At 53.2% G+C, this 25619-nt stretch carries 27 protein-coding genes and 1 tRNA gene; 14 read left to right on the forward strand and 14 right to left on the reverse strand.

The annotated features are described in order from the left end of the window. Positions 1-56 precede the first annotated feature (56 nt). Positions 57-3377 (reverse strand): ATP-binding protein, encoded by a 3321-nt coding sequence (locus tag V0288_RS12655; RefSeq protein WP_332865467.1) that lies wholly within the window; start codon positions 3375-3377, stop codon positions 57-59. 312 nt (positions 3378-3689) lie between these two features. On the opposite strand from V0288_RS12655, the gene V0288_RS12660 reads away from it, so the two are divergent. Then, positions 3690-5135 carry a GTP-binding protein gene (locus tag V0288_RS12660; RefSeq protein WP_332865468.1) on the forward strand — a complete coding sequence of 482 codons (1446 nt, stop codon included), beginning with the start codon at positions 3690-3692 and terminating at the stop codon, positions 5133-5135. 178 nt (positions 5136-5313) lie between these two features. On the opposite strand, the gene V0288_RS12665 is transcribed toward V0288_RS12660, so the two are convergent. Together V0288_RS12665 and V0288_RS12670 are read right to left on the reverse strand one after the other, a co-directional pair. Beyond that, positions 5314-5607 (reverse strand): type II toxin-antitoxin system RelE/ParE family toxin, encoded by a 294-nt coding sequence (locus V0288_RS12665; protein WP_332865469.1) that lies wholly within the window; start codon positions 5605-5607, stop codon positions 5314-5316. Between the two features lie 295 nt (positions 5608-5902). After that, positions 5903-6190, reverse strand: coding sequence for an MSMEG_0570 family nitrogen starvation response protein (locus V0288_RS12670; RefSeq protein WP_332865470.1), 288 nt, complete (start codon positions 6188-6190; stop codon positions 5903-5905). Between the two features lie 192 nt (positions 6191-6382). On the opposite strand from V0288_RS12670, the gene V0288_RS12675 reads away from it, so the two are divergent. Beyond that, complete coding sequence (locus V0288_RS12675) at positions 6383-9016, forward strand: glycoside hydrolase family 10-like protein (RefSeq protein WP_332865471.1); 2634 nt, start codon at positions 6383-6385, stop codon at positions 9014-9016. A gap of 55 nt (positions 9017-9071) precedes the next feature. Here V0288_RS12675 and V0288_RS12680 read toward each other — a convergent pair whose 3' ends face one another. From V0288_RS12680 to V0288_RS12700, 5 genes are all read right to left on the reverse strand, one after another. Continuing rightward, positions 9072-9404, reverse strand: a complete 333-nt coding sequence (locus V0288_RS12680; protein ID WP_332865472.1) for a hypothetical protein — start codon at positions 9402-9404, stop codon at positions 9072-9074. After that, positions 9373-9720 carry a type II toxin-antitoxin system RelE/ParE family toxin gene (locus V0288_RS12685; RefSeq protein WP_332865474.1) on the reverse strand — a complete coding sequence of 116 codons (348 nt, stop codon included), beginning with the start codon at positions 9718-9720 and terminating at the stop codon, positions 9373-9375. Before V0288_RS12685 ends, V0288_RS12680 begins: the two co-directional genes overlap by 32 nt. Positions 9721-9805: 85 nt before the next feature. After that, positions 9806-10669 (reverse strand): 16S rRNA (cytosine(1402)-N(4))-methyltransferase RsmH, encoded by an 864-nt coding sequence (rsmH, locus tag V0288_RS12690; protein WP_332865475.1) that lies wholly within the window; start codon positions 10667-10669, stop codon positions 9806-9808. Further along, a complete protein-coding gene (gene mraY / locus V0288_RS12695; protein WP_332865476.1) occupies positions 10670-11737 on the reverse strand; it encodes a phospho-N-acetylmuramoyl-pentapeptide-transferase in 1068 nt (355 codons plus the stop codon). A gap of 49 nt (positions 11738-11786) precedes the next feature. Continuing rightward, positions 11787-12026 (reverse strand): DUF3134 domain-containing protein, encoded by a 240-nt coding sequence (locus V0288_RS12700; RefSeq protein WP_332865477.1) that lies wholly within the window; start codon positions 12024-12026, stop codon positions 11787-11789. Here V0288_RS12700 and V0288_RS12705 point away from each other — a divergent pair. The 9 genes from V0288_RS12705 to plsY all read left to right on the forward strand — a co-directional run bounded on the left by V0288_RS12705 (position 12003) and on the right by plsY (position 19956). Next, a complete protein-coding gene (locus V0288_RS12705) occupies positions 12003-12191 on the forward strand; it encodes a hypothetical protein (RefSeq protein ID WP_332865478.1) in 189 nt (62 codons plus the stop codon). The two genes, V0288_RS12700 and V0288_RS12705, sit on opposite strands and share 24 nt — an antisense overlap. A gap of 85 nt (positions 12192-12276) precedes the next feature. Beyond that, a complete protein-coding gene (locus tag V0288_RS12710; protein WP_332865479.1) occupies positions 12277-13137 on the forward strand; it encodes a tRNA (5-methylaminomethyl-2-thiouridine)(34)-methyltransferase MnmD in 861 nt (286 codons plus the stop codon). A gap of 231 nt (positions 13138-13368) precedes the next feature. Beyond that, the gene (locus tag V0288_RS12715; protein ID WP_332865480.1) at positions 13369-14046 is read left to right on the forward strand and encodes a response regulator transcription factor; all 678 of its coding nucleotides are present in this window, start codon (positions 13369-13371) and stop codon (positions 14044-14046) included. Then, entirely contained in the window at positions 14043-15422 is a 1380-nt protein-coding gene (locus V0288_RS12720) for a sensor histidine kinase (RefSeq protein WP_332865481.1), read from the forward strand. Before V0288_RS12715 ends, V0288_RS12720 begins: the two co-directional genes overlap by 4 nt. 97 nt (positions 15423-15519) lie before the next feature. Beyond that, complete coding sequence (locus V0288_RS12725; RefSeq protein ID WP_332865482.1) at positions 15520-16503, forward strand: sodium-dependent bicarbonate transport family permease; 984 nt, start codon at positions 15520-15522, stop codon at positions 16501-16503. Between the two features lie 192 nt (positions 16504-16695). Then, positions 16696-17013, forward strand: coding sequence for a P-II family nitrogen regulator (locus V0288_RS12730; RefSeq protein ID WP_332865483.1), 318 nt, complete (start codon positions 16696-16698; stop codon positions 17011-17013). A 57-nt stretch (positions 17014-17070) separates the two neighbouring features. Beyond that, complete coding sequence (locus tag V0288_RS12735; RefSeq protein WP_332865484.1) at positions 17071-17745, forward strand: carbonic anhydrase; 675 nt, start codon at positions 17071-17073, stop codon at positions 17743-17745. 24 nt (positions 17746-17769) lie between these two features. Further along, complete coding sequence (locus V0288_RS12740; RefSeq protein ID WP_332865485.1) at positions 17770-19017, forward strand: proton extrusion protein PcxA; 1248 nt, start codon at positions 17770-17772, stop codon at positions 19015-19017. Between the two features lie 294 nt (positions 19018-19311). Next, on the forward strand, positions 19312-19956 hold the full coding sequence (gene plsY / locus V0288_RS12745; RefSeq protein ID WP_332865486.1) for a glycerol-3-phosphate 1-O-acyltransferase PlsY: 645 nt from the start codon (positions 19312-19314) through the stop codon (positions 19954-19956). 193 nt (positions 19957-20149) lie between these two features. Here plsY and V0288_RS12750 read toward each other — a convergent pair whose 3' ends face one another. Both V0288_RS12750 and V0288_RS12755 read right to left on the reverse strand, forming a co-directional pair. Beyond that, positions 20150-20353 (reverse strand): hypothetical protein, encoded by a 204-nt coding sequence (locus tag V0288_RS12750; protein ID WP_332865487.1) that lies wholly within the window; start codon positions 20351-20353, stop codon positions 20150-20152. 39 nt (positions 20354-20392) lie between these two features. Next, a tRNA-Val gene (locus V0288_RS12755) sits at positions 20393-20466 on the reverse strand. 190 nt (positions 20467-20656) lie between these two features. Between V0288_RS12755 and V0288_RS12760 the strand changes: the two genes are divergently transcribed. Then, positions 20657-21163, forward strand: a complete 507-nt coding sequence (locus V0288_RS12760) for a DNA recombination-mediator protein A (protein WP_332865488.1) — start codon at positions 20657-20659, stop codon at positions 21161-21163. Positions 21164-21177: 14 nt separating this feature from the next. Continuing rightward, a complete protein-coding gene (locus V0288_RS12765; protein ID WP_332865489.1) occupies positions 21178-21585 on the forward strand; it encodes an MAPEG family protein in 408 nt (135 codons plus the stop codon). Positions 21586-21600: 15 nt separating this feature from the next. Here the strand turns inward: V0288_RS12765 and V0288_RS12770 are convergent, their stop codons facing one another. Then, entirely contained in the window at positions 21601-22104 is a 504-nt protein-coding gene (locus tag V0288_RS12770) for a single-stranded DNA-binding protein (RefSeq protein WP_332865490.1), read from the reverse strand. A 346-nt stretch (positions 22105-22450) separates the two neighbouring features. On the opposite strand from V0288_RS12770, the gene V0288_RS12775 reads away from it, so the two are divergent. Next, positions 22451-23464 carry an amino acid ABC transporter permease gene (locus tag V0288_RS12775; RefSeq protein ID WP_332865491.1) on the forward strand — a complete coding sequence of 338 codons (1014 nt, stop codon included), beginning with the start codon at positions 22451-22453 and terminating at the stop codon, positions 23462-23464. A gap of 140 nt (positions 23465-23604) precedes the next feature. Here V0288_RS12775 and cbiB read toward each other — a convergent pair whose 3' ends face one another. Genes cbiB through V0288_RS12790 form a run of 3 tightly spaced genes read right to left on the reverse strand, consistent with a single transcriptional unit; the run spans position 23605 to position 25494 of the window. Next, positions 23605-24627: an adenosylcobinamide-phosphate synthase CbiB gene (cbiB, locus tag V0288_RS12780; protein ID WP_332865492.1), complete on the reverse strand. Its 1023-nt coding sequence runs from the start codon at positions 24625-24627 to the stop codon at positions 23605-23607. Further along, positions 24624-25037 (reverse strand): GFA family protein, encoded by a 414-nt coding sequence (locus V0288_RS12785; RefSeq protein ID WP_332865493.1) that lies wholly within the window; start codon positions 25035-25037, stop codon positions 24624-24626. Before V0288_RS12785 ends, cbiB begins: the two co-directional genes overlap by 4 nt. 13 nt (positions 25038-25050) lie before the next feature. After that, a complete protein-coding gene (locus V0288_RS12790; protein ID WP_332865494.1) occupies positions 25051-25494 on the reverse strand; it encodes an Rrf2 family transcriptional regulator in 444 nt (147 codons plus the stop codon). Positions 25495-25619 lie beyond the last annotated feature (125 nt).

Raw genomic sequence — 25619 nt, forward strand, 5'->3', positions numbered from 1 at the left:
GATTCATTTTTCCCCTTTCCCCTTTTCCCTTTCCCCTTCCCTCCTGCCTCCCGAGATCAATTTTCCTCGATCGAGCGGATCAGATCGGGAAATTCGGCGACGGTTTCCGGCAATCGATCGTCGAAGCTCTCGACGCGCTCGGATAAGCGCCGGCTGTAATCTTGGAGCGCGTCGCGGGGAAACTCTCGGGCTAATTGTTGTATATTAGCGGCGAATTGGCGTAGTTCCTTCGTTTTCATGGTTTTAATCAGGTCTTTCCAACGAGTATCCCGCTCGTGGCGCAATTTTTCCAGTAAGCTGGCTTTTGCCACCCCGTTCGGATAGTTTTCCTCCGGGAAGAAGGCCCGGACGCGGAGAGCGTCGGTGTCTACCGGGGTCAACCCGTTGTATCCAAAGAGATCGCGCTCGCTCCCCCCGATCGATCCCTCGGTCGCGGGTTCCGACACCCTCACCCTCGGGAAAAGAAACGTGAACCGGCTTCCTTTGCCCAACTCGCTAGAGAGTTCGATCCGTCCCCCCAGCATTTCGGTGAGACGTTTGGTAATCGTCAATCCCAATCCCGTACCACCGTACTCGCGGGTACTCTGTCCCGATCGCTGGGTGAAAATCTCGAACACCCGATCGAACTGATCCGCGGGTATGCCGATCCCCGTATCCTCGATCGTCAGGATCATGTCCACGAAACGTTCGTTACCGTCCGCGGCCGCGCTTGTCCGTGCCCGGGCTGTTAGGGTAACACCGCCCAGTTCGGTAAATTTCAGGGCGTTGCCGACCACATTAAACAGGATCTGTCGTAAACGTACCTCGTCGAAATCGATCGCCGGGGGCAGACTATCCTCGATCCGCACCCGCAGGAATAGAAATTTCTGTCGCGCCTCGATCGAGAAAATATGCGCGATCTCGGCGAGTAACTGCCGGATGGCGATCGGTTCGTAGACCGGCTGGAGCTTCCCGGCCTCGATTTTAGATAGATCGAGAACATCGTTAATCAGAGTCAACAGGGCGCGCCCGCCGGTGGCGATCGACTCCAGGTAAGAACGCGCCCGCTCATCGACTTCCGTATCCAGCATCAGTTGACAGAATCCCAAAATCGAGTTGAGGGGGGTGCGGATCTCGTGACCCATATTGGCTAAAAACTCGCTTTTCGCCGTGTTCGCAACTTCCGCCGCCTCTTTCGCCCGTCGTAACTCTTCCTGCGCCTGTTTTTTCTCGGTGATATCGTCGAGCGTCCCCACCAGACGGTAGGGTTGTCCGGACTCCGCGCGGATACATTTCGCCTTGGCTTCCGCCCAGATATAATGGCCGCGCCGGTGTTTTATCCGGTGAATATGCTCGAAAAAATGAGTTTTACCGTTTAAATGCGCTTCTATCGCCTCGATCGCCCCCGCTCGATCTTCGGGATGAATATTCTCGATCCAGGAACTCACTTTAGCGGGCAGGGGAGCGTCCGCGTGACCGACGATCTTCATCCAGACCGGCGAGTAATAAACCTCGTGGGAACGGAGATCCCAATCCCAGATACCGTCGTTGGTCCCGGAAACCGCGAGCGCGTATCGTTCCTCGCTCTCGCGCAGGCTCGTCTCTACCTCTTGCCGGCGTTGGATCTCCCGCGTCAGATCCTCGTTCAGTTCCAGCAGTTCCCGCGTCCTCTCGACGACACGGGTTTCCAGGTTCGCCTTCGCCTCGTTCAACTCTCGAAACTGTTCTCCCAGCGCGCGGGTCATCGTCTGAAAGTTCCCCGATAGAATGTCCAGTTCGGCGATCCCGGACGAGGGGATCGTTTCCTCTCCCGCGATAATTCTATCCCCGACAATTTTCGCCGGGATATCGGTCGTTCGTTTCCCTAGCTCTAAAATCGGCCGGATCAGGCGATCGCTCACCGCTTTCGAGACCGCCAATCCGAGAAACGAAATCATTAACATCAACGATAGACTTTTTAAATACAGACGTTGTAGGGATTCGATATAGGGAGCGGTGGGGAGCTTGGTGACGATTTTCCAGGGCAGGATCTTTCCGACCGGTACCTCTCGCGCGTAAAACGATCGCTTCCAACGCACCATGATCGGGGTATAGGCGGTATAGGGAGGGAGCCATTGAAAGGAAAATCGATCGATATCGCGGATCTCGCCGTTTTCCCGCGGGTTGTACGCTGTACCGACGGCGAGTTGTTTTTGACTGTCCGCGATCACCCGATTCTCCCGATCGAGTAGGATATTGCGAATATTCGGATGGTTGGCCGTCAGGAGACCCGGCAGTTGTCCCGCGTCGATCGAACCGTATACCACCCCGCGAAAATTTCCCCCGACCCGAATCGGCACTTGAAGATCGACGCGCGGGGAGTTCGAGACCGCGTCGGTATGGATTCTCGGAATTCTCGGTTGTCCGACGCGCGAGATCTCCCGAAAATCGTCGGGGGATAGGACGTGTTGGCCGAGTTTCGATTCTTCCTCCCCGTCGTTCCCCGGATACGCGGCCACGACTTTACCCGTCGCGTCGGTGACGTACAGTTCGAGAAAGAAGGGAAAGGCGATTTTTAGCACGTCGATGCGTTCTTGTAATTCCGCCGGGGAGAAAGATTCTTGTCGGGAATACTCTCTCGCGAGAGCGGTGAGAACCAGCAGTCGATCGTTGTACCACTCGTCGAGATGATTGACGATTCCCGCGGTGGCGGTGTTTAATTCCGCGTGGATCGCCGTCTCGATGTTCTGAAAGCTCTGCTGTCCGTTAATCACCGTCAGGATCAGCGAGGGAAAGAACACGAAAGCCACGAAGAGATTGAATAAAGTTTCCTGAAGGGAAAGTTCCTGCCGTCGCGCGCGTCCTTCGACGAGACGGGCGATCGGTAGGTAGAAAATCATAAAATTGGCTATAATCGCGTTAAAAATTTCGTTAACCGTCTGTTTGGTCACGATTAACCAGAGTTGTTCCGGGGGAACCCTCATCACTCCCCCGTAAAAAATCAGCACCAGGAAAATGCCGAGGGCGATCCAGTACAAACCGGCCAGCAAAACGAGACTCTGGTTATGGTGACGGAGAAAGAAATCGGCGGCCCGGTAAAAAAACCTTAACCCGAATCCCCGCCGACGGGAAGGGTGCAGGAGAAGACCGACGAAAAGGATCTCGCAGGTCATGATGACCATCGCGTAGGGATGTCCCCAAAGACTATACGTGTAGCTACTACCGATCGCCGCCGTCAGAACTCCCGCGAGCGTCCCGTAGAAATAGACCGCGATCAGGGCGAAAATATTTCCGAACAGAAAATCCAGACCGAAAAATAGAGGTAGATGAAAATAATTGCCTAAATAGCTGAAAATAATTAGAAATACGAAGATAATAGGCGATTTCTTCCCTAATCCTAGTAGATGGGCGAATTTCATGGGAATCGAGCGACAATAGCGGGCGGGGAATTTTCTACCCCTATTGTAGAAGTCAATATCCCTTTTTCCTGTCATATCTTTCCCGGACAAGAAACGGCGCGAGCGACGTGTCGCTAGGGCTTGTCAACGGTCAACCGTAGACTTCCGGCAAAAATTAAAACTCTCTTGAGGCGCTATCTATCTAGCCGCTACCGTTATTGGGCTTGAAGAACGTGGCGATCCGTCCTCCCCTCTCCCGGTTGGTCGTGGCGACGATCGCCGGTATCCTAAACTATACTGGGGTTAGGAGCCGATTATTCAACAACCCTTGTAATGACTGACGATCCGTTCCTCGATGGCCGTTGGAACCCCGAAGATATCGATCGAGCGATCTTCGATGTCGGCACGATTCAGGAAGAACTCAACTATAAGCGGGCGCGCGCGTCCCTCGGCAAACTGGTCGATCGCCTCGATCTGACTTCCCCGGAAAAAGTCGGACTGGAAGCGGAGCTCGATCGACTGGTGGGAATGCTGGAAAAACTCGATCGGGATCTCGTGCAGATCGCCGCTTTCGGCATGGTGGGACGGGGTAAATCCTCCGTTTTAAACGCCCTCGTCGGTCAAGAAATCTTTCAAACCGGCCCCCTGCACGGAGTCACCCGGGCGATCGACGGGGTGGATTGGCACTTACGCGCCGATGATAACCTGCCGAACCTCCAACGTCTCACCCTAGACAGTCAGGGAACCGCCACGGTACAACTACTCGATACACCGGGAATCGACGAGGTAGACGGGGAAACGCGGGAACTTCTGGCTTGTGAGGTCGCCACACACGTAGATTTACTCCTTTTCATCGTATCGGGCGATATTACGAAAGTGGAATTTTCCGCCCTCTCGCGGTTACGGGAGGCGGGCAAACCGATGATATTGGTGTTTAATAAAATCGATCAGTACCCGGAGGCCGATCGGATGGCGATCTATAACAAGATCGTCTCGGAAAGGGTGAAAGAATTACTCTCTCCCGACGAGATCGTGATGGTGGCCGCGTCGCCGTTGGTCACGGAGGCCTCGATCGATGCCGACGGCAAACTGCAACGGCGTACTTTCCGGGGACGGCCGCGGGTGGAAGATTTAAAACTAAAAATCCTGGAAATTCTCGATCGGGAGGGAAAATCGCTAATCGCGCTCAATTCTCTCCTGTACGCCGACGAGGTAAACGAACGGATCGTCGCGCGTAAGATGGCGATTCGGGGCGAGGCCGCGGATCGGTTAATCCAGAGGGCGGTGATGATGAAAGCGGCGGCGATCGCCCTTAACCCGGTGACGGTGTTCGATCTCTTTACCGGGGCGATTATCGACGTGGCCATGATTCTCGCCCTATCGCGATTGTACGGTATCGATCTCACCCGCGCCGGGGCGATCGGTCTCCTGCAAAAAATCGCCCTCGGTATGGGGGGAATCAGCGCCAGCGAATTTCTCACGACTTTGGGCTTGAGTTCTCTAAAAGGTCTGCTAGGACTGGGCGCGCCCGTGACGGGGGGGATCTCGCTACTCCCCTACACCTCGATCGCTCTCGCGCAAGCCGGGGTCGCCGGGGTTTCTGGTTACGCCATCGGTCAGGTGACGAAAACCTATCTAGCCAACGGCGCGACCTGGGGGCCGGACGGGCCGAAAGCCGTCGTTACCCGTATCCTCGATTCCCTCGATGAAGCCTCGATCCTCAACCGAATCCGCTGGGAATTAGCGGCTAAGTTGGGGAATCAAATCGGCAGGAATTAGGGGTGGGAGGCAGGAGGCAGGAGGCAGGAGGCAGGAGGGAAGGGAGTAGGGAGTAGGGAATAGGGAGTAAATTTCTCGAAACTCTCGATTTTTTCCCGAAATGATCTCCTCTCTATCTTGATTTCTCACTCCGAACCCCTCACTCCGAACTCCTTATCCCCCCATCTCCCCGCCGGATTTATCCGTCGAAATCGAGTAATTTTTTCGTGTGAACGATCGCCGCCACGATCACCGAATCGCCTTGAATTTGATAGATGAGGCGATAGGTGTAGGCGCTTTTCTCGCGGATCGTTTCATCGCTAAACTCGGCGCAGTGTTTTCCCGATAGCGGGGAAGTCTCTAGAGAGCGGCTGGTATCGAGAATCCTGCGAACGACCGCCGCGGCGTAGGAGGGGGAATCCCGCCCGATGTAAGTGGCGATCGCGTCCACGTCCTCGATCGCTTTAGACGACCACACTACTCGATAAGCCATGAGAGAAACATTGTTAACGGATAGATAACCAAGACGAACGGGAAAGCGATCGAGCGAGATCGATGTCCTACTCGCCCGTTACTGACTCCCAACCGCTTAACCCTCACTTATCAGGATATTCGAGATGCTCCCCCGCGTATATAGTCACTTTCCATTTTAGAGATCCCCGAGAATTTTCAACCCCGCGCCGGGAGACAGGGCGTTCGATTATCGATCTCTACTATTCAACAATTCTCGGGTTTCCTAGACCTCGCCCGATCGAGAAATTACCGGATAGGGCGAGCTTTCGAGAGAATTATTCGATAAATTTCAGTAATTTAACCTTGGCGGAGGGTCGATCGCTATAGCGGGCGGCGGTAGTTTCCAAACTCTGCAATTGTGCCGAAGCCAGGCCGCAGGGGTAGCCGAATTTCGCTTTCACCCGATCGCTCCCCTCCCGTAACGCGGCGCGCGATCGCTCTAGAAAATCAGCTAGTTCGTACTCGACCTCGGATTCGAGATACCGTTTCACCACCAGGGAGGGAGAATAACAGATCTCCTCGGTTCCATCGGGCCACCGGATCTGAAAGCGTACTTCGGGCATAGGTTGAGAATTGTGACGGGAAATTCGGGTAGATTCGCTCTGAATTTTACCAAGAGAGCGCGTTAACGGGGAGATCCAAGCGGTCGATCTCGCTACTAAAGAGAACCGAGCCGGGGTGTCAAAACGCGGGATTGATTTTACAATTTGTTAGGTACACTCGCTCTCTCGCGCTCTGAAACAAGGGAAAAAAACGTGTTTGGACCGTCTTTTCAACTCGGGAAATTCCTCGGAATACCCTTACTTCTCTCTCTATCCGCCGGTCTAGGCCTATCCCTACCCCTTGCCGCTCTAGCCGCTCCCGTGGCGGTATTGCGAAGTCCGGAAAACGCCGGACAATGGCCCGAGATCTCCGATCGCCTGCGGACGGCCGGAGTGAATTATTGCGTTCTAGAGAGTAAAAACTGGCGCGGAGACGGGGATCTAGAGCGGGTGAGTGTCCTGTTACTGCCCAACGTCGAGAATATTAGCGGTCTACAAGCCTCTTCCCTGAGCCGATGGATGAATCGGGGGGGGAAAGTGATCGTCACCGGGCCGACGGGGAATCTTTCCGAGGCGGCGATTCGCAATCAACTGCGCGCGATCTTCGGGGCTTATTGGGGATACCCGAACTCGCGGTCCTACACCCTCCGTCCCGCTAATCTAGGAGGGTTTAAAAATCAAAGGCCTTTAGCCACGAGTCTGGTTGGTGGGGTGATCATTCCCACCGGCGTGAATAGTCAAACGGCCGCGGTGTGGGGCGCGAAAGAGAATCCCCCCGCGGTGGTGGTGACGACCAATTCTACTTTTCTGGGTTGGCGTTGGGGAACGAACGCGGTAGCCCCCATCGAAGTGGATAGCGCGTGGATAGCGGCGGCTTTACAACGCTACGGCATCGATCGGGGCCCGGACTCTACCGGGGGAAACGATTGTAATCAACGCTCGATCGCCCGCGTTACCCCCGCCCCTCTACCCACCGCGCCGGCCCCCCGTCGGCAGGCTCCCCCGTCGGCGAGTACCCGGTCTACCCCTCCCCCACCGCCGACCACGACCGCGGTTGTCCCCCGAACGATCCGCGATCGCGACGCGCTCAACCCGCGGGATATCCAGAGGATGAGCGAGGAACTACAGGGATTGATCGGTCGCTACGGGACGGCCCTACTCGCGGCGGAGGCCGGAAACGGCGGTCGATGGCCGATCGATAAGGAAAAAGAACCGGAAGCGCGGGAGGGGGCGAAAAACGAGTCTCCCGATAACGGCCGACGTTTTCGTCAGTCGATCGGGAGCGCTAGGGCGATGTTAAACGATTTCCAGCAGTTGGTGGCGCGCGGGGAGTTCGCCCGGGCCCGGGAATTCTGGTTAGAGGCCCGGCGCGGGTTATGGGATAGTTACCCGACCGATCGGGTGATCGCCCAGCCGGAGATCCGGGCGATGTGGCTCGATCGGGGTACGATCGTCAAGGCCCGATCGGAGGAAGATCTGGCGAAAGTGTTCGATCGCATGGCCGAGGCGGGCATTAATCTGGTCTTTTTCGAGACGGTCAACGCCAGTTACACTATCTATCCCAGTCGCGTCGCCCCGGAACAGAATCCCCTCACCCGCGGTTGGGACCCCCTCAAGGCGGCGGTCAAGTTAGCCCACGAGCGGAATATGGAGATTCACGCGTGGGTTTGGGCGTTCGCGGCGGCCAATCAAAAGCATAACGAGGTTCTCGGTCAACCGAAAAATTATCTCGGCCCCGTTTTATCCCGGAATCCCGATTGGGGCGCGACCAATAAATCCGGGGGCGCGTTCGACTACGGCCGCGAGTCGAGAAAGGCGTTTTTCGATCCCGCCAATCCCGCGGTACAGGATTATCTCGTCTCTCTGTACGAGGAGATCGTCCGGAATTACGACGTGGACGGGGTGCAGTTGGATTACATCCGCTATCCGTTCCAAGACCCTCGATCGAATCAAACCTACGGCTACGGCAAAGCCTCGCGGACGCTTTTCCAACAGATGACGGGAGTGGACCCGATTACCCTATCTCCGGGAAATCCGCTCTGGGAGAGTTGGACGGCGTTTAAAATCCAGCAGATCGATTCTTTTGTCTCGCTCGTTTCCACCCGACTCAAGGGGATACGCCCGGATCTAAAACTATCGGTGGCCGTGTTCCCGATGGCGAAACAGGAACGACTCTATCGCATCCAACAACACTGGGAGAATTGGGGGCGGAATCAATGGGTGGATATGATCTTTTTGATGACCTACGCGCTCGATACGGGAACGTTGGAGGATAAGACGGAATTGGTCCTCGATCGAGAGAGCGCGGGATCGAGTTTAATTATTCCCGGTATCCGTCTGTTAAAGGTTCCCGATCCCGTGACGATCGATCAACTACAATTTATCCGCAATCTCCCGACCGCTGGTTTCGCCCTTTTCGCCACGGAAAATTTAAATCCCAATCTACAGGTACTTTTAAACCGGACGCAGGGCGCGATCACGTCCCGGAAAGGGGAACCGTTACCCCACCGACAACCGTTTAAAACCGCGGCGGCGCGTTTTCAGGTACTCCGTCAGGAATGGAATTTCCTCCAGACGAATAATTTTCTGGCGATGGACGAGGGAGCTTTGAAGACGTGGGAACAGGAAGTGAGCGAGGTGGCGAAAAAGCTCGATCGACTGGCAACCGATCCGAACCCGGCTAATTTTTCCGCCGCGCAATACGCTTTATCGAGATTTAGCGATCGATTCGATCGATGGATGTTCTCGCAAAAAGAAGTTTTTCCCTATCAAGTACAAGTGTGGAGAAATCGCCTGGAAACGCTCGCGAGGTTGTTAAATTACGGCCAGAGAGTGGAATTGAAATAAATCCGCGTCGGGTTATTCCGAACCGCGATCGAAGGTGAAACCCCCTGAAAAGCGGTCAGGGATCTTGATTTTCGGAAGGTTTAACGGCGATCCGGACTTGCAGATCGATCGCTTCCAAAAATTCCACGAGGGCGTAAATTTCCGCGCCGCCACTTTCCGCTAACAGCGCTAACAGTCGATCGTACCGTTGACGCGCGGACTCGGAAAACTCGTTCCCAACCCGATAAGCCTCGACAACATTACTCAAAACTTCGGGTAACAACCGAGGTTCATCACCACCTTCTTCTAAAACCACTTCCAGATACCCCGCGCGTTCCTCGGGATCTTGTAGGGATTCAATCAGCCATTCATGATAATCAATAGTCCTCGGTGCTTTGACTGTTTCCATAATCCCTCCAATAAAGTTGGGCTTGATAAATATCCTGCTGTTGTGTACTCTTATCTCCCGCACAAAGAAGCACCACGAGCGTTAACCCGTCTTGTCCGAAATAAATGCGATAACCCGGCCCGTAATCGATTCTAAGCTCGAATACTCCCTGCCCGACAGATTTACTATCTCCCAAGTTACCGACTTTAACACGAGCGAGTCTAGATCTTATTCTTAGTTGAGCTTGCCTATCTCGCAAGGAATCGAACCATTCCCGAAAAGGAATCCTGCCAGTGGCGGTTATGTAAATTTTAATCTTTCTAGGCTGTACTGTCATAGCCTTATATACAGTTGTGGCGAGTTGGTTTCGATTTCAACCGCGGAACTTTCGCGCTCGCCCTCGCCGTACCTTATTATAGCCATTATAGCCGTCGCGCCAGTCTTAATTTCGCGGAACGAGAACGGGGATTTTCCTCCTGTTCCTCGCGCGTCGGAACGATCGGTTTCTTCGTGATAACCTGTAAAATTTCCCGATCGCGAAAGTGATATTTAATCATCCGATCTTCGAGACTGTGAAAACTGATAATCCCGATAATCCCGCCGGGGACTAACCAGTTCGGCGCTTTTTCGAGAAATTTTTCTAGCGATTCTAATTCTTGATTAACCGCGATCCGGAGGGCTTGAAAAACGCGGGTAGCCGGATGGATTCGCCCGTAACGGTAACTGCGGGGGACGGAACGAGCGATCGCTTCAGCGAGTTCCGTTGTCGTCTCGAAAGGACGTTTACCGACGATCGATCGCGCGATCCGACGCGATAATCTTTCCTCCCCGTACTCGTAAAATAGATCGGCTAATTCTTCCTCCTCCCAATGGTTGATAATATCCGCCGCGGTTAACGATTGTCGGCGATCCATCCGCATATCTAGAGGCGCGGTATTCCGGAAACTAAAGCCCCGATCGCCCCGATCGAACTGCGGCGAACTCACCCCCAAATCGGCGATAATCCCGTCAAATCTCGTTTCTTTCGGGTCAAAATCCGCAAAATTTCCCGACCATAATGTTAAGCGATCGCCGAGATAATCGGCTAACGTAATTTTCGCGGTTTCTAACGCCGTTTCATCGCGATCGATCGCCGTCACTCTCGTATCGGGAAACGCTTCCAGAATTAAGCGCGCGTGTCCTCCCCCCCCTAGCGTCGCGTCGAGATAATGCCCGTTCGATCGAACGTTCAACCCCGCGATTAACTCCCGACTCAACACGGGAATATGATGGAATTCTGAAGTCATTTAACTACTATAGATCGCCAACACGCAGAGGAGGGCGTTAACGAGATAAAAAACACCGACGATCCGCGTTTCCGTCCAGCCGCTTAATTCTAAATGATGGTGGAAAGGAGCCATTTTTAACAAGCGTTTACCCTGACCGCTCTCGTCTTTCGTCGCCTTGTAATAAGTTACCTGAGCGATCACCGATAAAGATTCCAGGAAAAACAAGCCGCTAATTAAGAATAATCCCCAAAGATTGCCGCTCACCAATCCTACCGCGGCCAGCGCACCGCCGAGCGCGAGAGAGCCGGTATCGCCCATGAATACTTTCGCGGGATTGCGGTTGTGTAAGATAAAGCCCAGACAGGCCCCGCTAAAACAGGCGCAGAAAAGGGCGAGATCCGGGTGTTCGGGAGCGACAATGATTCCTAGACCCAAAAAAGCGATCGAGGCGGTTCCCCCGGCCAATCCATCGACCCCATCGGTTAAATTCGTCGCGTTACTCTCGGCAACCATGACGAACCCGGCTAAAGCCCAAAAGAGAAGCCCCAAAGGGAGAATCCAGCCACCGGGAAGGATCACGTCGGTACTCACCCCGTGAACCAGCATCCAGATACAGAACAAAACCGCGCCGCTAATCTGTAGGATTAACTTCGTCCGCGGGGAAATGCCCTTATTCGATTTCCGACGGAGAATCTTCCAGTCATCCAGCCAACCGATCCCGGCGTAGGCCAACGTGAGCAGAGAAACGGCGATAACTTCAGCGTCGAACCGCGACCATAATATCGCGACGATTACCGCCACCGGAACGAAGAAAATCCCGCCCATCGTCGGCGTTCCCCCTTTTTTCAGGTGCGCTTGCGGCCCGTCCTCGCGCACGATCTGGCCCGCTTTCAAGCGTCGCAAAACCGGCACGACGGAAAAGCCGAGACCGCCACTGACGATCGAGCTAACGAGTAGATAGGGCAAAAGGGCTACTTGTCCCTTACAGAAAACAACCAACAGGCACAACAACGCTATCAGTAAGATCAGCAGTTGGGTTCCCGTCGGTTGTTTCCAGATGGATGGAGAAAAAATCTTAGCGTTCACGACTCTCCCGCGCGGTATTTTTAGGGTTCGATCGGGCTACGAGACGGAATTAGTCCTCATCTAAGACCAATTCATCATCATCGTCGTCATCGTAACCCATATCATCGACATCCATCAGTTCAGATAGTTCCACATCCTCTTCAAGAAGGAGATCGGGTTCTTCCACCTTGTCGCGGGCGATAATGCGATTATTTTTCTGAAGCCACTCTAAAATCGAGGCATCTTTTTTCAGGGGGATCACGGCGGCCGGTTCGTACCGCGATTCTTGACGAACGGAAGGATTCAGCATGGTCGGCGACTAAAAACACGAATCATTTCGAGTCTACCACGTCCGAGGCGGCGAGAGCGGGAACGTGGGGGAGATGCCGAGGGTAGGAGTCAGGAGTTAGGAGTTAGGAGTCAGGAGTCAGGAGTCAGGAGTCAGGAGTCAGGAGTCAGGAGGAAAGAAAAATAGGTTTTGTGTTAAAAAATTTTCCTTTATCTTAAGTTTTAGGAGATGCCGACCCTTGTTACTTTATCCCTCGGTCCGGCGACCCCGAATGCCTTACCACCTACAGCCTACCGAAGACGGTTCGTACACGTTCTTTTCCGACGAGTTCGGGGAGACCTATCACTCCACCTCGGGAGCGAGAGAAGAGGCCGAGAAAAAGTTTATCGCGGTCTGTCGCGTGGCCGATCGGGCGCGACAATTTGGAGAGATAAAGATCCTTGATATTTGTTACGGCTTAGGGTATAATACGGCGACCGCATTGGAGACCATTTTTCGGGTCAACGCCGATTGTCGGGTAGAGATCGTCGCGCTGGAGAACGATCGAGAGATTCCCCGACAGGCGATCGAGAAAGATTTACTACAGGGGTGGAACGCTCCGATTCCCGAATATTTAGCCATTCTCGCCCGCGATCACCGATTACAGGCGGGAAATGTCAACGCGACATTACTGATCGGGGACGCGCGACAGACGATTCAAACGGTTGTCGAGACGGGGTTTCAAGCGGACGCGATTTTTCTCGATCCTTTTTCCCCGACCAAATGCCCGCAGTTGTGGACGGGGGAATTTCTCGGACTCGTGGCGAGGTGTTTACATCCGGCCGGGGATCTGGCGACCTATTCCTGTGCCGCGTCGGTGAGAACCGCGTTAGGGATGGCGGGACTGTCGATCGGGGCGACCGAGAGCGTGGGAAGGAAATCACCCGGCACGATCGCCCGTTTTCTCCCGTTTTCCGAACCGCTCTCGTTACAGGAACGGGAACATTTACAGACGCGCGCGGCGGTTCCCTACCGCGATCCGACCCTCGCGGACACGGCCGAGATCATTCTCCAGCGTCGTCGCGAGGAACAGGAAAGTAGTCCCCTAGAACCGACGAATCGATGGAAAAAACGCTGGCAGAACGCGGGATGATGGGGAGATGGGGTGATGGGGAGAGCGTTATCCTGTTGATCTGGATCAAAAAAACCTAAAAACTTGGTTTCCCACAAAAAGGGTGATAAAACGCTACTCCCTACTCCCTACTCCCTACTCCCTTACCTTCTGCCTTCTGCCTCCTGCCTCCTGCCTCCTGCCTCCTGACTCCTGCCTCCTGTCTCCTGCCACCCGGTAGAATGAAGGGTCGATCGCCTACGCGCCGGAGTTATGCGGATACTGTTAATCGAGGATGAACCGGGAATCGCCCGATTTATCAGTCAGGGATTGAAAGAAACCGGTTATCTCGTCGAGGTGGCCGGGGATGGAATCGAGGGAGAGGAACGCGCGTTTTCCGGTTCCTACGATACGATCGTTCTCGATCTGATGCTTCCGGGTATCGACGGATTGGACTTGCTCGCGAGAATCCGGGAACGCAAGATTTTGACCCCTGTTTTACTGTTGACCGCGCGCGATAGTGTCGAGGATCGGGTGACGGGACTCGATCGAGGGGCGGATGATTATCTAGTAAAACCGTTCGCTTTCTCGGAATTACTCGCCCGATTACGCGCTTTACAACGCCGTCCCCCGCTACAGTTCGATTTACAACTGCGGGCGGGCGATCTGACGATGGATCTGGCGAAGCGGGAAGTTAGGCGGGCGGAACGTTTAATCGATCTCAGTCCTTTAGAGTTCAAATTATTAGAACATTTCTTGCGGAATCCCGATCGGGTGCTGTCGCGCACGAGTATCGGCGAGGGGGTGTGGAATCTGGATTTTTATAGCGATTCTAACGTGGTCGATGTGTATGTCGGTTATTTGCGACGGAAGATCGATCGGGGATTTTCCTATCCCCTGCTCCATACGGTGCGGGGAGTCGGTTATTGTTTGAAAGCCGAGGGATCGTGACGCGTCGCCGGCCCCGATCGAGGGCGATCGGTCTCAAAATCCGCCTAACCGCCTGGTATTTACTTTTATTCGGCGTTTGTGTCCTGTTCGGCAATATTTATCTGTATCTGGAGTTAAAATCGGTCTCGATCGAGCAGTTGGACACGACGCTAAAAGTGACGGCCTCGGAAATTCTCTATCACTCGATCGACGCGGGGGGAGACGGGAAAAATATTTTAAAAGATCGAGATTTTATTCAATATTTAAAACATCAAGGCTTTTTTGTCCGTTTACTCGCCAGCGATTTCCGAATTCTCCACCAGAGCGGCGATTTTGACGCGCTCGTCCCGCGGGAATCGATCGGGTTCGGCTATAGCGACCTCCCCTGTGGTTCGGGATTCTGTCGGGTGTACAGTCAACCCCTCGCGAGCGATCGGGGCTGGCTACAGATAGGAAAGTCCCTCGATACTATATCGAGAGCTTCCGAGGGATTGCTGGTTCCTTTGGTCGTAAGTTCGCTTTTAGTGATGTTACTGGCGGGATTCGGCGGAATATTCGTTATCGCCAGCGCGTTACGACCGCTCGATCGGGTGATCGGTACCGCCGAGGCCATCCATCCGGACGACATTAGCCGACGGGTTCGCTATCGGGGCGCGCGGGACGAGATCGGCCGGTTGGCGATCGCGATCGATCGGATGCTCGATCGTCTTCAGGCCGCGTTCGAGCGGGAAAAACGCTTTACCGCCGACGTTTCCCACGAGTTACGCACTCCCCTGACCGCGATCAAGGGAAGGATCGGGGTGACGTTAAATCGCGCCCGATCCGAGGACGAGTACGCCGGCGCGTTACGGGACATCGAGGGGGAAGTCGATCGCCTGATCCGGCTGGCCAACGGTTTGCTGTTTCTCGCGCGTCTGGAACAGGAAACGCTGGAAACGCGGGCTATCGACCTCGCCGACCTCTTGGATATTCTGGTCGAACAACTGCGTTTCTCGATCGAGGAGCGGGAGAGATCGATCGCCACGAGGATTCAATCTCCCCTGATGGTTGCCGGTCACGAGGACTATCTGATCAGTTTGTTTTTAAACCTACTGGATAACGCGATCAAATACACGCCCAAAGGCGGGAAAATCGAGCTTGTAGCCCTCGATCGGGGCGATCGGGTCGAAATCGCCGTTAGTAATCCCGGAGCGGGAATTTCCGCGGGAGATATCCCCCACCTGTTCGATCGCTTCTACCGCGTGGAGAACGCCCGTTCGCGACAGACCGGGGGCGCGGGGTTGGGACTGGCGATCGCGCGGGAGATCGTCCGTTTACACGGGGGGGCGATCGGGGTGAAAAGCCAGCCTGGAGAGCGAACCACCTTCACCGTAACCCTACCCGCGCGACGAGATTAAGAGAATTCTTAGCGTTTTCTCACCGTGTTCTTAGTAAATGTAAAGTATTCTAAACAACGAATCGTAACAATTGACATAAGTAGATACAAGCGTATTTATGGATGGAAGCCTAATTCTTTTCAATATTCTCAACCCTCCCGTTCTCTTTTTCTTCCTGGGAATGCTGGCGGTTTTCTTAAAATCCGATCTAGAAATTCCCCAACCGTTACCGAAGCTTTTCTCTCTCTATCTCCTCCTGGCGATCGGTTTTAAAGGCGGTTACGAACTGGCGAAAAGCGGTATCAATACGAGTATCGCGTTAACCCTGATCGCCGCCATTCTCATGGCCTGTATCGTCCCGGTCTATAGCTTCTTTATTCTCAAACTCAAACTCGATAACGCCAACGCGGCCGCGATCGCGGCGGCCTACGGTTCCATCAGCGCCGTTACTTTTATCACCGCGAGTTCTTTCCTCGAAAAACTCCATATCACCTACGGGGGTCACATGGTTGCCGCGCTGGCGCTGATGGAATCCCCCGCGATTATTGTCGGCTTAATTCTCGTGCGGGTATTCGGCGCGAAAGACAAGGAAAAAGACGACGGTTTCTCCTGGTCTAAGGTTATGCACGAGGCGTTTTTAAACGGTTCCGTATTCCTACTCGTCGGTAGCGTGGTCGTCGGAATATTAACCGGGGAAAAAGGTTGGGAGAAATTACAACCGTTCACCCAGGGGATTTTTTACGGCGCGTTAACTTTCTTCCTGCTGGATATGGGTTTAGTCGCGGCCAAAAGAATCCGAGAACTCCGGAAAACCGGTTCTTTCCTGATCGGTTTCTCGATTATCATGCCCGTCCTGAACGCGATGATCGGGATTCTCATCGCCAAAGTTCTCGGATTCGAGGAGGGCAACTCGTTATTGTTCGCGGTGTTGTGCGCGAGCGCGTCTTATATCGCGGTTCCCGCGGCGATGCGGATGACAGTTCCCGAAGCGAATCCTAGCCTATATGTCTCGATGGCTTTAGCCCTTACTTTCCCGTTCAATATTATCGTCGGTATCCCGCTGTATTTGGAAATTATCAAATTAATCGGATGCGGGGTATAGCGATCGCCGAAATTCGATCGCCCCTGAGAAATAACTAGCTTTCTGTCTTTTTGAATCCCGTCTTCGATCGCTATCCCCATTTCTATCGATCGGCGCTACTCTAGCGGTTCCACATTCGCGTTATTGCCAGTTTACTAATGATTTCTCGCTCTCGATCGAGACAAAGCCCAACATTGTACCGAACTGACTATCATGCTCGAAACTCGAAACTCTCTACTCAAAACGGTTAAAAAGGTAGACATCATCGTTAGCCACTCGTTTCTGCCGGAAACCTTACAAATTCTAGACACGATCGGGGTATCCGGTTACACGGTCTTAGAGAATACTCGCGGAAAAGGCGATCGGGGTTTATCCTGCGACGATCTCGATTGCGATTACAGCGGTAACTATATTATGACCGTTTGTAGTGACGAGGAACAACTCGATCGACTGGTGGATAAAATTCAACCGCTTCTGAAAAAAGCCGGGGGAATTCTAGTTGTCACCGACGCGCGCTGGCTCAATCACTAATTAATCGGGTGGGAAGTCCCCACCTATTCAAAAGTTATGGTCGCCAATCCTTCTGTCATGCCTATTAAACGGATCATTCACGGACATAACGAGTTTCAAAATAATTACTTTTCCTCCCACGAGGAAATGTTCCATCAACTCTCTAGAGGTCAGAGTCCGGAAATTCTTTTTATTACCTGTTCCGATTCCAGAATCGATCCCAATCTTCTCACCCAAACCCAGCCGGGAGAACTCTTTATTATCCGTAACTTGGGAAATATTATTCCGTCCTACGGTAGTCCCAACGGAAGCGAGGGAGCGGGAATAGAATACGCGGTTTCCGCGCTCGATATTAAGCATATTATCGTCTGCGGACACTCCCATTGTGGCAGTATGAAAGGTCTCTTACAACTGGGGGAGTTGACCGAGAAAATGCCCCTCGTCTACGGGTGGTTAAAACAGAATGCCGAATCTACCCGTCGTCTCCTCCTCGATAATTATTCCGAATACGACGGCGAGAAATTATTACGGGTCGCGATCGAGGAAAATATTCTCACCCAGATCGAGAATTTAGAGACCTATCCGGTGATCCGATCGAAACTCCATAGCGGGAAACTCTCCCTCCACGCTTGGTATTACGAGATCGAGACCGGTAAAATCTTCACCTACGACGCGAGGGAAAATCGCTACGTTCTTTTGCAAACCGAATCTTTCCCCGTTCCCAACCCTCTCGCCCATCTCCAACCGAATTGATTTTATTTTCACTTCGATACAGTCATGAAGACATCTTTAAATAATCGTTCTCTATCTCTAGAAAACGTGATTTATTCCGGGAAAAAGTGGTTTCAGGAAACGCCAGAGAGAGCGTTAGAGCGAGCCTATCGTTCCGCCGTAAAAATTCGCTCGATCGAGACGGAACATTTTAACGGAAAGAGAGTACCGTTAACGATCGATCGCTCTAGCTCGAACCTGATCGATTGTTTTCAGACCGACGTTCGTAAAGAGTTGGGAATTATCCGCATGAAACTCGCGGAATTCAAAACCAGCCGTTTATTATTTCCCGATCTAAAATACGATTTTCGAGAGAAAGTACAATTTATCGATGAAACGATCGCCGGCTATCGGGAAAACGAGAACGCGATCGTGGTCGCGACCGTTCCCGTTTCCGAAAAACCGACGATCACCATCGACTCGCGAGCGATCGAACCCGAAAAAGTAACCCCGACAACGCGAAAAACGGGAGTTTTACCCCGCTCGATCGGGCGCACCTTACAAAAGATTCAAGGTGATATGAACCCGAAACAAGAAGAGGAAATACTCCGACAGTTCCGCAACTCTCGCCGCAATACTAGACGGGCGATTCGATTTATGTTACTATTAATAATAATCCCGCTTCTCGCTCAAAAAGCCTCGAAAGATTTATGGATTTTACCCACCGTTGAAAAATATCGATCGAATCCCGAAACTCCCGTCTTTATCAACGTGGAGATGAAGGAAGAAGCGATGAAAGAGTTACAGGCTTTCGAGGAGGAAATGAACTTCGATCGCCTACTCCACAAAACCCCGGCGATCGAGGCAGAGGAAAAAGAAAAAAAAGTGGCGGAAAAAGTCGAGAAAATCGCCGAGAAATTCCGCCATCAAAGTAATTCCGCGATCAGTAATATCCTCGCCGATCTCGTCGGTCTAGTCGCCTTCACCACCGTCATTTTCCTCGATCGATCGGGAGTCGTCGCCACCAAAAATTTCCTCGGCGAAGTCATTTACGGCTTAAGCGATAGCGCCAAAGCTTTTATCCTGATCCTATTAACCGATATTTTCGTCGGTTTCCACTCTCCCCACGGTTGGGAAGTGGTTTTAGAAGGATTCGCCGGCCATTTCGGATTACCTGCCAATCGGAGCGCGATCTTTCTCTTCATCGCTACCTTTCCCGTCATTCTCGATACCGTTTTCAAATATTGGATTTTCCGCTATCTCAATCAAATTTCTCCCTCCGCGGTCGCGACCTTAAAAAATATGAACGAGTAAACCTCCTGCAAAAATCAAAAATGTCTGGTTGGGACGGGAGCCAGGAGTCAGGAGTCAGGAGGAAAAAGGAGAACTAAAGAGAGCGTAAAAGTATCAGGCGTGAATTTTTCGTGCTTTTATTCTTTAAATCGTAAGTTTCTAGTTGAATTAAACTTTCGATTCTTACTTTTGCAGGAAGCCTAGTGAACGATCGCTCTTGTTCGATCGAAAATCTCCAGCGGAGACCCGCGCGCGTTGTCCCCTGTCGCGTCACCCTTTATAATCCGGGGTGAATAGTCCTTTTCTCCGGTTCCCATGCTTGTCCCGATCGCCGTCAGTATCGTCCTGTTTCTCGTGTCCTATCTTCTCGGTTCGATTCCCACCGGGTATTTAATCGGCAAATACTTTAAAGGCATCGATATTCGCGAGTACGGTTCCGGATCGACCGGCGCGACGAACGTGTTGAGAACGCTGGGCAAAAAGGCGGGCGCGACGGTTTTACTCGTCGATATGTTGAAAGGAATGGCGGCGATCGCTCTCGCGCGGGGATTATTCCTCCTCGACGCGAATCCGGTTCCCGAAAATTGGCGGGATTGGTTAATCGTCCTCGCGGGAATCGGCGCGGTGATCGGGCATAGTAAATCGGTCTTTTTGAACTTTAGCGGCGGAAAATCGGTGGCTACCAGTTTAGGGGTTCTCTTGGTGATGAGTCCGATCGTCGCCCTGGGAACCCTGGGGAGTTTTCTGGTGATGTTGGCGATTTTCCGGATCGTGTCGTTGGGGTCGATTACCGGGGCGATCGTCGTCAATCTGCTCATGTTCCTACTCGATCGACCCCTGCCTTATCTATTATTCTCCCTGCTCGCCGGGACTTACGTGATCGTCCGTCACCGGGGCAATATTCAACGACTCCTCGCCGGAACCGAACCGAAAATCGGGCAAAAAATGCAACAAACCTAGAAAAAAAGCCAGAAAAATCGATCTATCAGCGTATAAAACGCGAGTTCCCCGCCCGTAAGGGGTCAATCCTTGTCATTGGTGTTAACTTAAGGCTTTGTCCCATGTGTCAACCGGTTAGTTACAAAATGCAATCAAAGGATGTAAAAGAGAAAAATTTCAATTTATTCAAGATAAATCGATTAACTGTCGATTTTTAGAGGGTATTATCCTGTATTCCTACTCCTAACTCCTGACTCCTTAACCGCCTCGCTACCCCTCCCGATCGTATAGCGACAGACGCGCGGATCTCCGGGGCGAGGCTTTTGGGCGGGGCGGGGGCGATCGCTCCCGGATCTCCCACACCCGCGAGAAAAGCCGGTTCCGCGGTCAAAAACCCCGCGATAAGGGCGATCGGCATCGATAGACCGCGAGCGATCGGAAAATCGGTTTTTAGTTATGGACGTAACTGGATTCGAACCAGTGACCCCATCGATGTCAACGATGTACTCTAACCAACTGAGCTATACGTCCGTGATGTCCTAGTCACGATTTATTATCGTAGCACGATCGGGACGATCCGATCGATCCCGCGAAAAAATTTTTTCCGACACAACCCCGAAACGGCCGGCGACCCCGGAGACCGAAGGTTTATTCCCGTCGCGCGGTCACATTTTTGCTACAATAGCGAACGGTTCATCAGCCCGAATTAGCGAAAAAGTCTTTGAGTCAATCTGTAGATACCACCAACACCCTAGATACCCTCGCCCAAGAACTTGCCGCCATCCAGCAAACCGGTTCCAAACGGATCGCCCTCCTCGGATCGCGCCACGTTCCGATCACCCACCAGCAACTGATCGAGATGATGAGTTACGCGCTCGTGCTGGGGGGTAATCGCGTTATGACCTCCGGGGCAACGGGAACGAATTCCGCCGTCATTAAAGGGGCGATGCGCGCCGATCCTAACCTGCTCACCGTGATCCTGCCCCAGAGTCTCGATCGACAGCCCCGCGAGTCCCAGGAGCAACTGCAACGGGTGATCCACCTCGTCGAGTGTCCGGAAAACGATCACCTCTCCCTCGGGGAAGCGAGTACTCTCTGCAACCGGGAGATCATCAACCGGTGTCAGCAGTTGATCTGTTTCGCCTTCCACGACAGCCAGACCCTCTTACAAACCTGCGCGGAAGCGGAAGACCAGCGAAAACTCGTCACCTTATTTTATTTCGATTAATTTCGCTTAAAAATATGAATTTATCCGTCGGCGCGATCCTGCTCTACTCGGTGGTCGGGGCGGCCATTTCCATTTACCTGCCCTTTCTCGTCGTCGGCTACGCGCGCGCGCGGGTCGGTTACGATACCGCCGCCCCGAGAGCGTTATTCGAGAAATTACCCGACTACGGCAAACGGGCGACCTGGGCGCACCAGAATTCCTTTGAAGCCTTTATGGTGTACGCCGCCGCCGCTTTGATGGCCTATGTCACGGGGGTTACGGACAATCTGGCGATCGCCTGCGCCATCGCCTTCGTCGTCGCCCGTGTCCTGTTCTCCCTGTTCTACATTACCAATATCCCGATCGCCCGATCGCTCATGTTCGGCATCGGTACCGCCTGCACCGGGACGCTTTTCGCTTTAAGCCTTATACATATTCAGTAAAATTTGTCAAGGCTTTTAAAAGGGAATATCGTCGAGATTTTCCTCGATCGAATCGCCGACCGGCTGTAGGGGAGGATTGGAAAGCTCGTAGGAGGAATCGTATTCGAAATCTCCGTTATCGTCTTTTTTAGCCGGCGCGGGGGCTTTCGTCGCGCGGGGGGTCAGGGGAACCACATTATCTCTCGCGGGTGCCGCTTTTTCGCCTCCCGTTACCGCTCCGTCGAGACGGTAGAGACGCGAGATCACCAACTCCCCGCGTTTTTCCTTGAACCCTTCCGGTCGATCGAATAACTGCATCGAGAGACGACCTTCGAGGACCACCCGATCTCCCTCGCTATAACTTTCCGCCACTTCCGAGGCCAGATTTCCCCAGGCGACCGCGCGTAACGTTGCCGGCGGATCTTCGGGGCGCGATCCTTCAAACTCGACTAACATCTGGGTGTAAGCGGTTTGATTATCCTGGGTATACCGTAATTCGGGACGACGGACGATCTTGGCCATTAAAATGCAACTGTTCATGACTTTTCTCGCGATGGATAGTTACTAGGGGGCAGGAGCCGGGAGGCAGGAGAGAAGGAGGGAAGGAGGGAAGGAGTCAGGAGTCAGGAGTCAGGAGTCAGGAGTTAGGAGTCAGAAAACAGAATAGAGTTTATTATCCCCCTCACCTCCCTCACCTCCCCCATCCCCCTGTCTCCAGAATCGATCAAAAGCCTAGCCTCTATTATAGAACGATTGTACTTTTAGGGTTCACCTCGCACTATTGTCAATTTAACGGAAATTTATCGCGTTTCGGGGATGGCGCGCGGTATCTTTCCCTTTTGCCGACCGCTGTACTCTCAAGACCGCTCACGGGGCAAAACGCGATATGGGACTACTCTGGTTGAAAAAAAACCTTTTTAACACTTGGTATAACGCCATTTTAACCGTCGTCAGCCTCTTGGCGATATCTTGGTTCGGCCGGAATTTTCTCGTCTGGGCGTTCACGCGAGCGCGGTGGGCGGTAATCGGCGATAATTTACGGTTATTTTTCGTCGGTCGCTATCCGGAAGCGTTATCGTGGCGGATCGGCGTGATTATCGCGATAATTCTCGTTCTCGGTGTTTTTTCCCTCGGAATTTCGCTCGATCGCTTTCCCCGTTTCTGGCAGAAATTCAAGCCCTGGTTAGGATTCCTCTGGATCGGGGCTTTTTTCCCGATCTGGTGGTTACTTCTGGGGGGATTCGCGCTGGAACCGGTCTCGATCGACGATCTGAGCGGGTTAGTATTAACGATCGTGGTGTCCGTGTCGAGTATCGCCCTGTGTTTTCCCTTCGGAATTCTCCTCGCGCTGGGAAGACAGAGCGAATTACCCGCGATCCGCTGGTTATCTACCGCTTATATCGAGATCGTCCGCGGTTTGCCCTTGATCGGGATTCTTTTTCTCGCGCAGGTCATGCTCCCGTTAATTTTACCGAGTACGGTACGGCCCGATCGGGTGGTACGGGCGATCGCGGGTTTCACGATCTTCGCGGCCGCGTACCTCGCGGAAAATGTCCGGGGTGGGTTACAGTCGATCCCCCGCGGCCAGATCGAGGCGGCCAGAGCGCTAGGATTGAACCCGATCCTCGTCTTATTCCTGATCGTCCTGCCGCAAGCGTTAAAAGCGGTTATTCCGGCGATCGTCGGTCAATTTATCAGTTTGTTTAAGGATACCTCGCTACTGGCGATCGTCGGTTTGGTCGACTTACTCGGGATGGCGGGATCGATTCTCGCCAACCCGAAATTCGTCGGCCGTTACGCCGAGGTTTACCTGTTTGTCGCCCTGATTTACTGGATTTTCTGCTATTCGATGTCGATCGCCGGCCGTCGGTTAGAAAAGCGATTGAATACGGGACGCTAATCGATCGGGGTAGGAGGAGGCAGGAGGCAGGAGTCAGGAGTCAGGAGTCAGGAGTCAGGAGGCAGGAGGCAGGAAGGAAGCTCGGACTCCTTTCAAAAACTTTTCCCCTCTCAATAGGCTTGTAACCCGTTGGTTTTCGGTCAACCGGTAGCGGCAGAAAAGCCGAAGCCGAACGCTGAAGACTGAAAGCTGAACGCTTCTAACAAAACGAGAAAAACGATCGAGAGCGTCAACCAGAGCAAAAAACAGCGACGGGTTAAATCGAGAGCTTGATAGATCTTTTCGGAAGTAATGGAATAAATATCGTCACCGAGGAACGGTTTTTCGGTGATAACTCCCCGATAGGAATTTTTTCCCCCCAAACGCACGCCTAAAATCGCGGCGTAGACACACTCGCTCCAGCCGGAATTGGGACTGGGATCGCGAGGGGCATCACGACGGCAGAGAGCGAGGATCGATCGGGGTCTGCCGGAAAGTAGCGCCAGGGTGAGGACGGTTAAACGGCAGGGAAGCCAGGTCAGATAATCCTCGGTTCTCGCGCTAAACCAGCCGATATCGCGATAGGGTTCCCGAAGGTAGCCGAGCATCGAATCGAGGGTACTGGAGGCTTTATAGGCGATCGCCAGGGGAACCGGCCCGATCCCGATAAACGCGCCGAGAAGAGCGTAAAAAAGCGGCGCGGTCACACCGTCCACCGCGTTCTCGCTAACCGTTTCTAAAACAGCCCGAAGAATTTCCCCTTCCGATAGATTTTCCGTATCGCGACCGACGTATAGACTTAATCGGGAACGGGCGAGATCGAGATCGTCGTCTCGTAAAGGAACGAGGACATCGATCGACGCGTCCCGCAAACTTTTCGCCGCGAAACAACTGGCTAGGAGGACGATCTGAAGGGGGATACTCACCGCGGGAGAAAGCGCGGTCAACCATCGAAACGTTAGCCAGGAAAGAGTCCCGCTCCCGATAATTAATCCCGCGCCCGCGAGCGCGCCCGCGATCCGTCGGGGCGGGGGTTTTTCCAGCGCCGATAGCGCGAACTTTCGGAAGAGATCGATCGCCCGACCCATCACGCTTACCGGATGAATCCACCCGCGGGGATCGCCGATCAGGTAATCGAAACCGGCGGCGAAAACCAGGACGATCGCCGATGGTAAACCGTTCACGATACTCCCTTTTCCCCATCGATACGCCGGATTTTCTCGATATTCTCCTCCCAGTTGGCCCCGTCGAAGAACTCGATCTCGAAATCGCCCGAAACATCCCCGTCCAGACAGCGAACGTTGACATCGATCCCGTCGGGATGGGAACGGGGACGGTAGAAAGAATGAATCCCGCACACGCGACAGAAGTAATGGCGGGCGATACCGGTATTAAAGGTATAGGTACTTAGACTCTCCTCTCCCGAAAGCAGGGTGAATTCTTCGGCGGGAACGATCAGATGGAGAAAGCCTTTTTTCCGGCAGATCGAGCAGTTACAGTCGATCGCTTTGGGAGTCGCGACGCGAACCCGAAAACGGATCGCCCCGCAATGACATCCTCCCTCGTAAAGATTCGAGTCGATCGAGATAGTCATGATTCGCTAACGATTAGACAATAAAGCTGGTTTCCTCTCCCATCGCGGCTGTCCAGCTACGGGCATCGTAGTAGAGATCCGCTAGGGTGATACTCGCCAGAACCTCTTTCATTTTCTCGTGTAAACGTTTCCAGAGGGTGAAAGTTACCCAATCTTCCGCTTGTTCGAGACTGGGATGATAGCCGGATAATGGCTCGATCGATTCGCCGACCGCCTCGAAAATTTGCCCCAACGAGATCCGGGACGGGGGACGGGCTAACTGATAGCCACCCCGAGAACCTCTGAGCGAACGAACCAGTCCCGCGCGCCGCATTTCTATCAGTAATTTCTCTAGATAGGGAGCGGGGATATCTTGACGGGTCGCGATCGATTTTACCGATACCGGCCCGTATCTCGGTTGTAAACTGAGATCTAACAAAGCTTTCACGCTATAATGACCCCGCGTTGTTAGTTTCATTCTCCCCCGTCCCGGCGGCGATCGGAGAGATGTTCGAGACTCCCTGTTGAGAAAAGATCGTCCCCGAGCGCCGCGACAGAATAAAAAACGAACATTTGTAAATTTCTCCCCGATTTGTCTCGATA

This window comes from Pannus brasiliensis CCIBt3594 (genome assembly GCF_036688125.1).
In the GTDB taxonomy this organism is placed as follows: domain Bacteria; phylum Cyanobacteriota; class Cyanobacteriia; order Cyanobacteriales; family Microcystaceae; genus Pannus; species Pannus brasiliensis.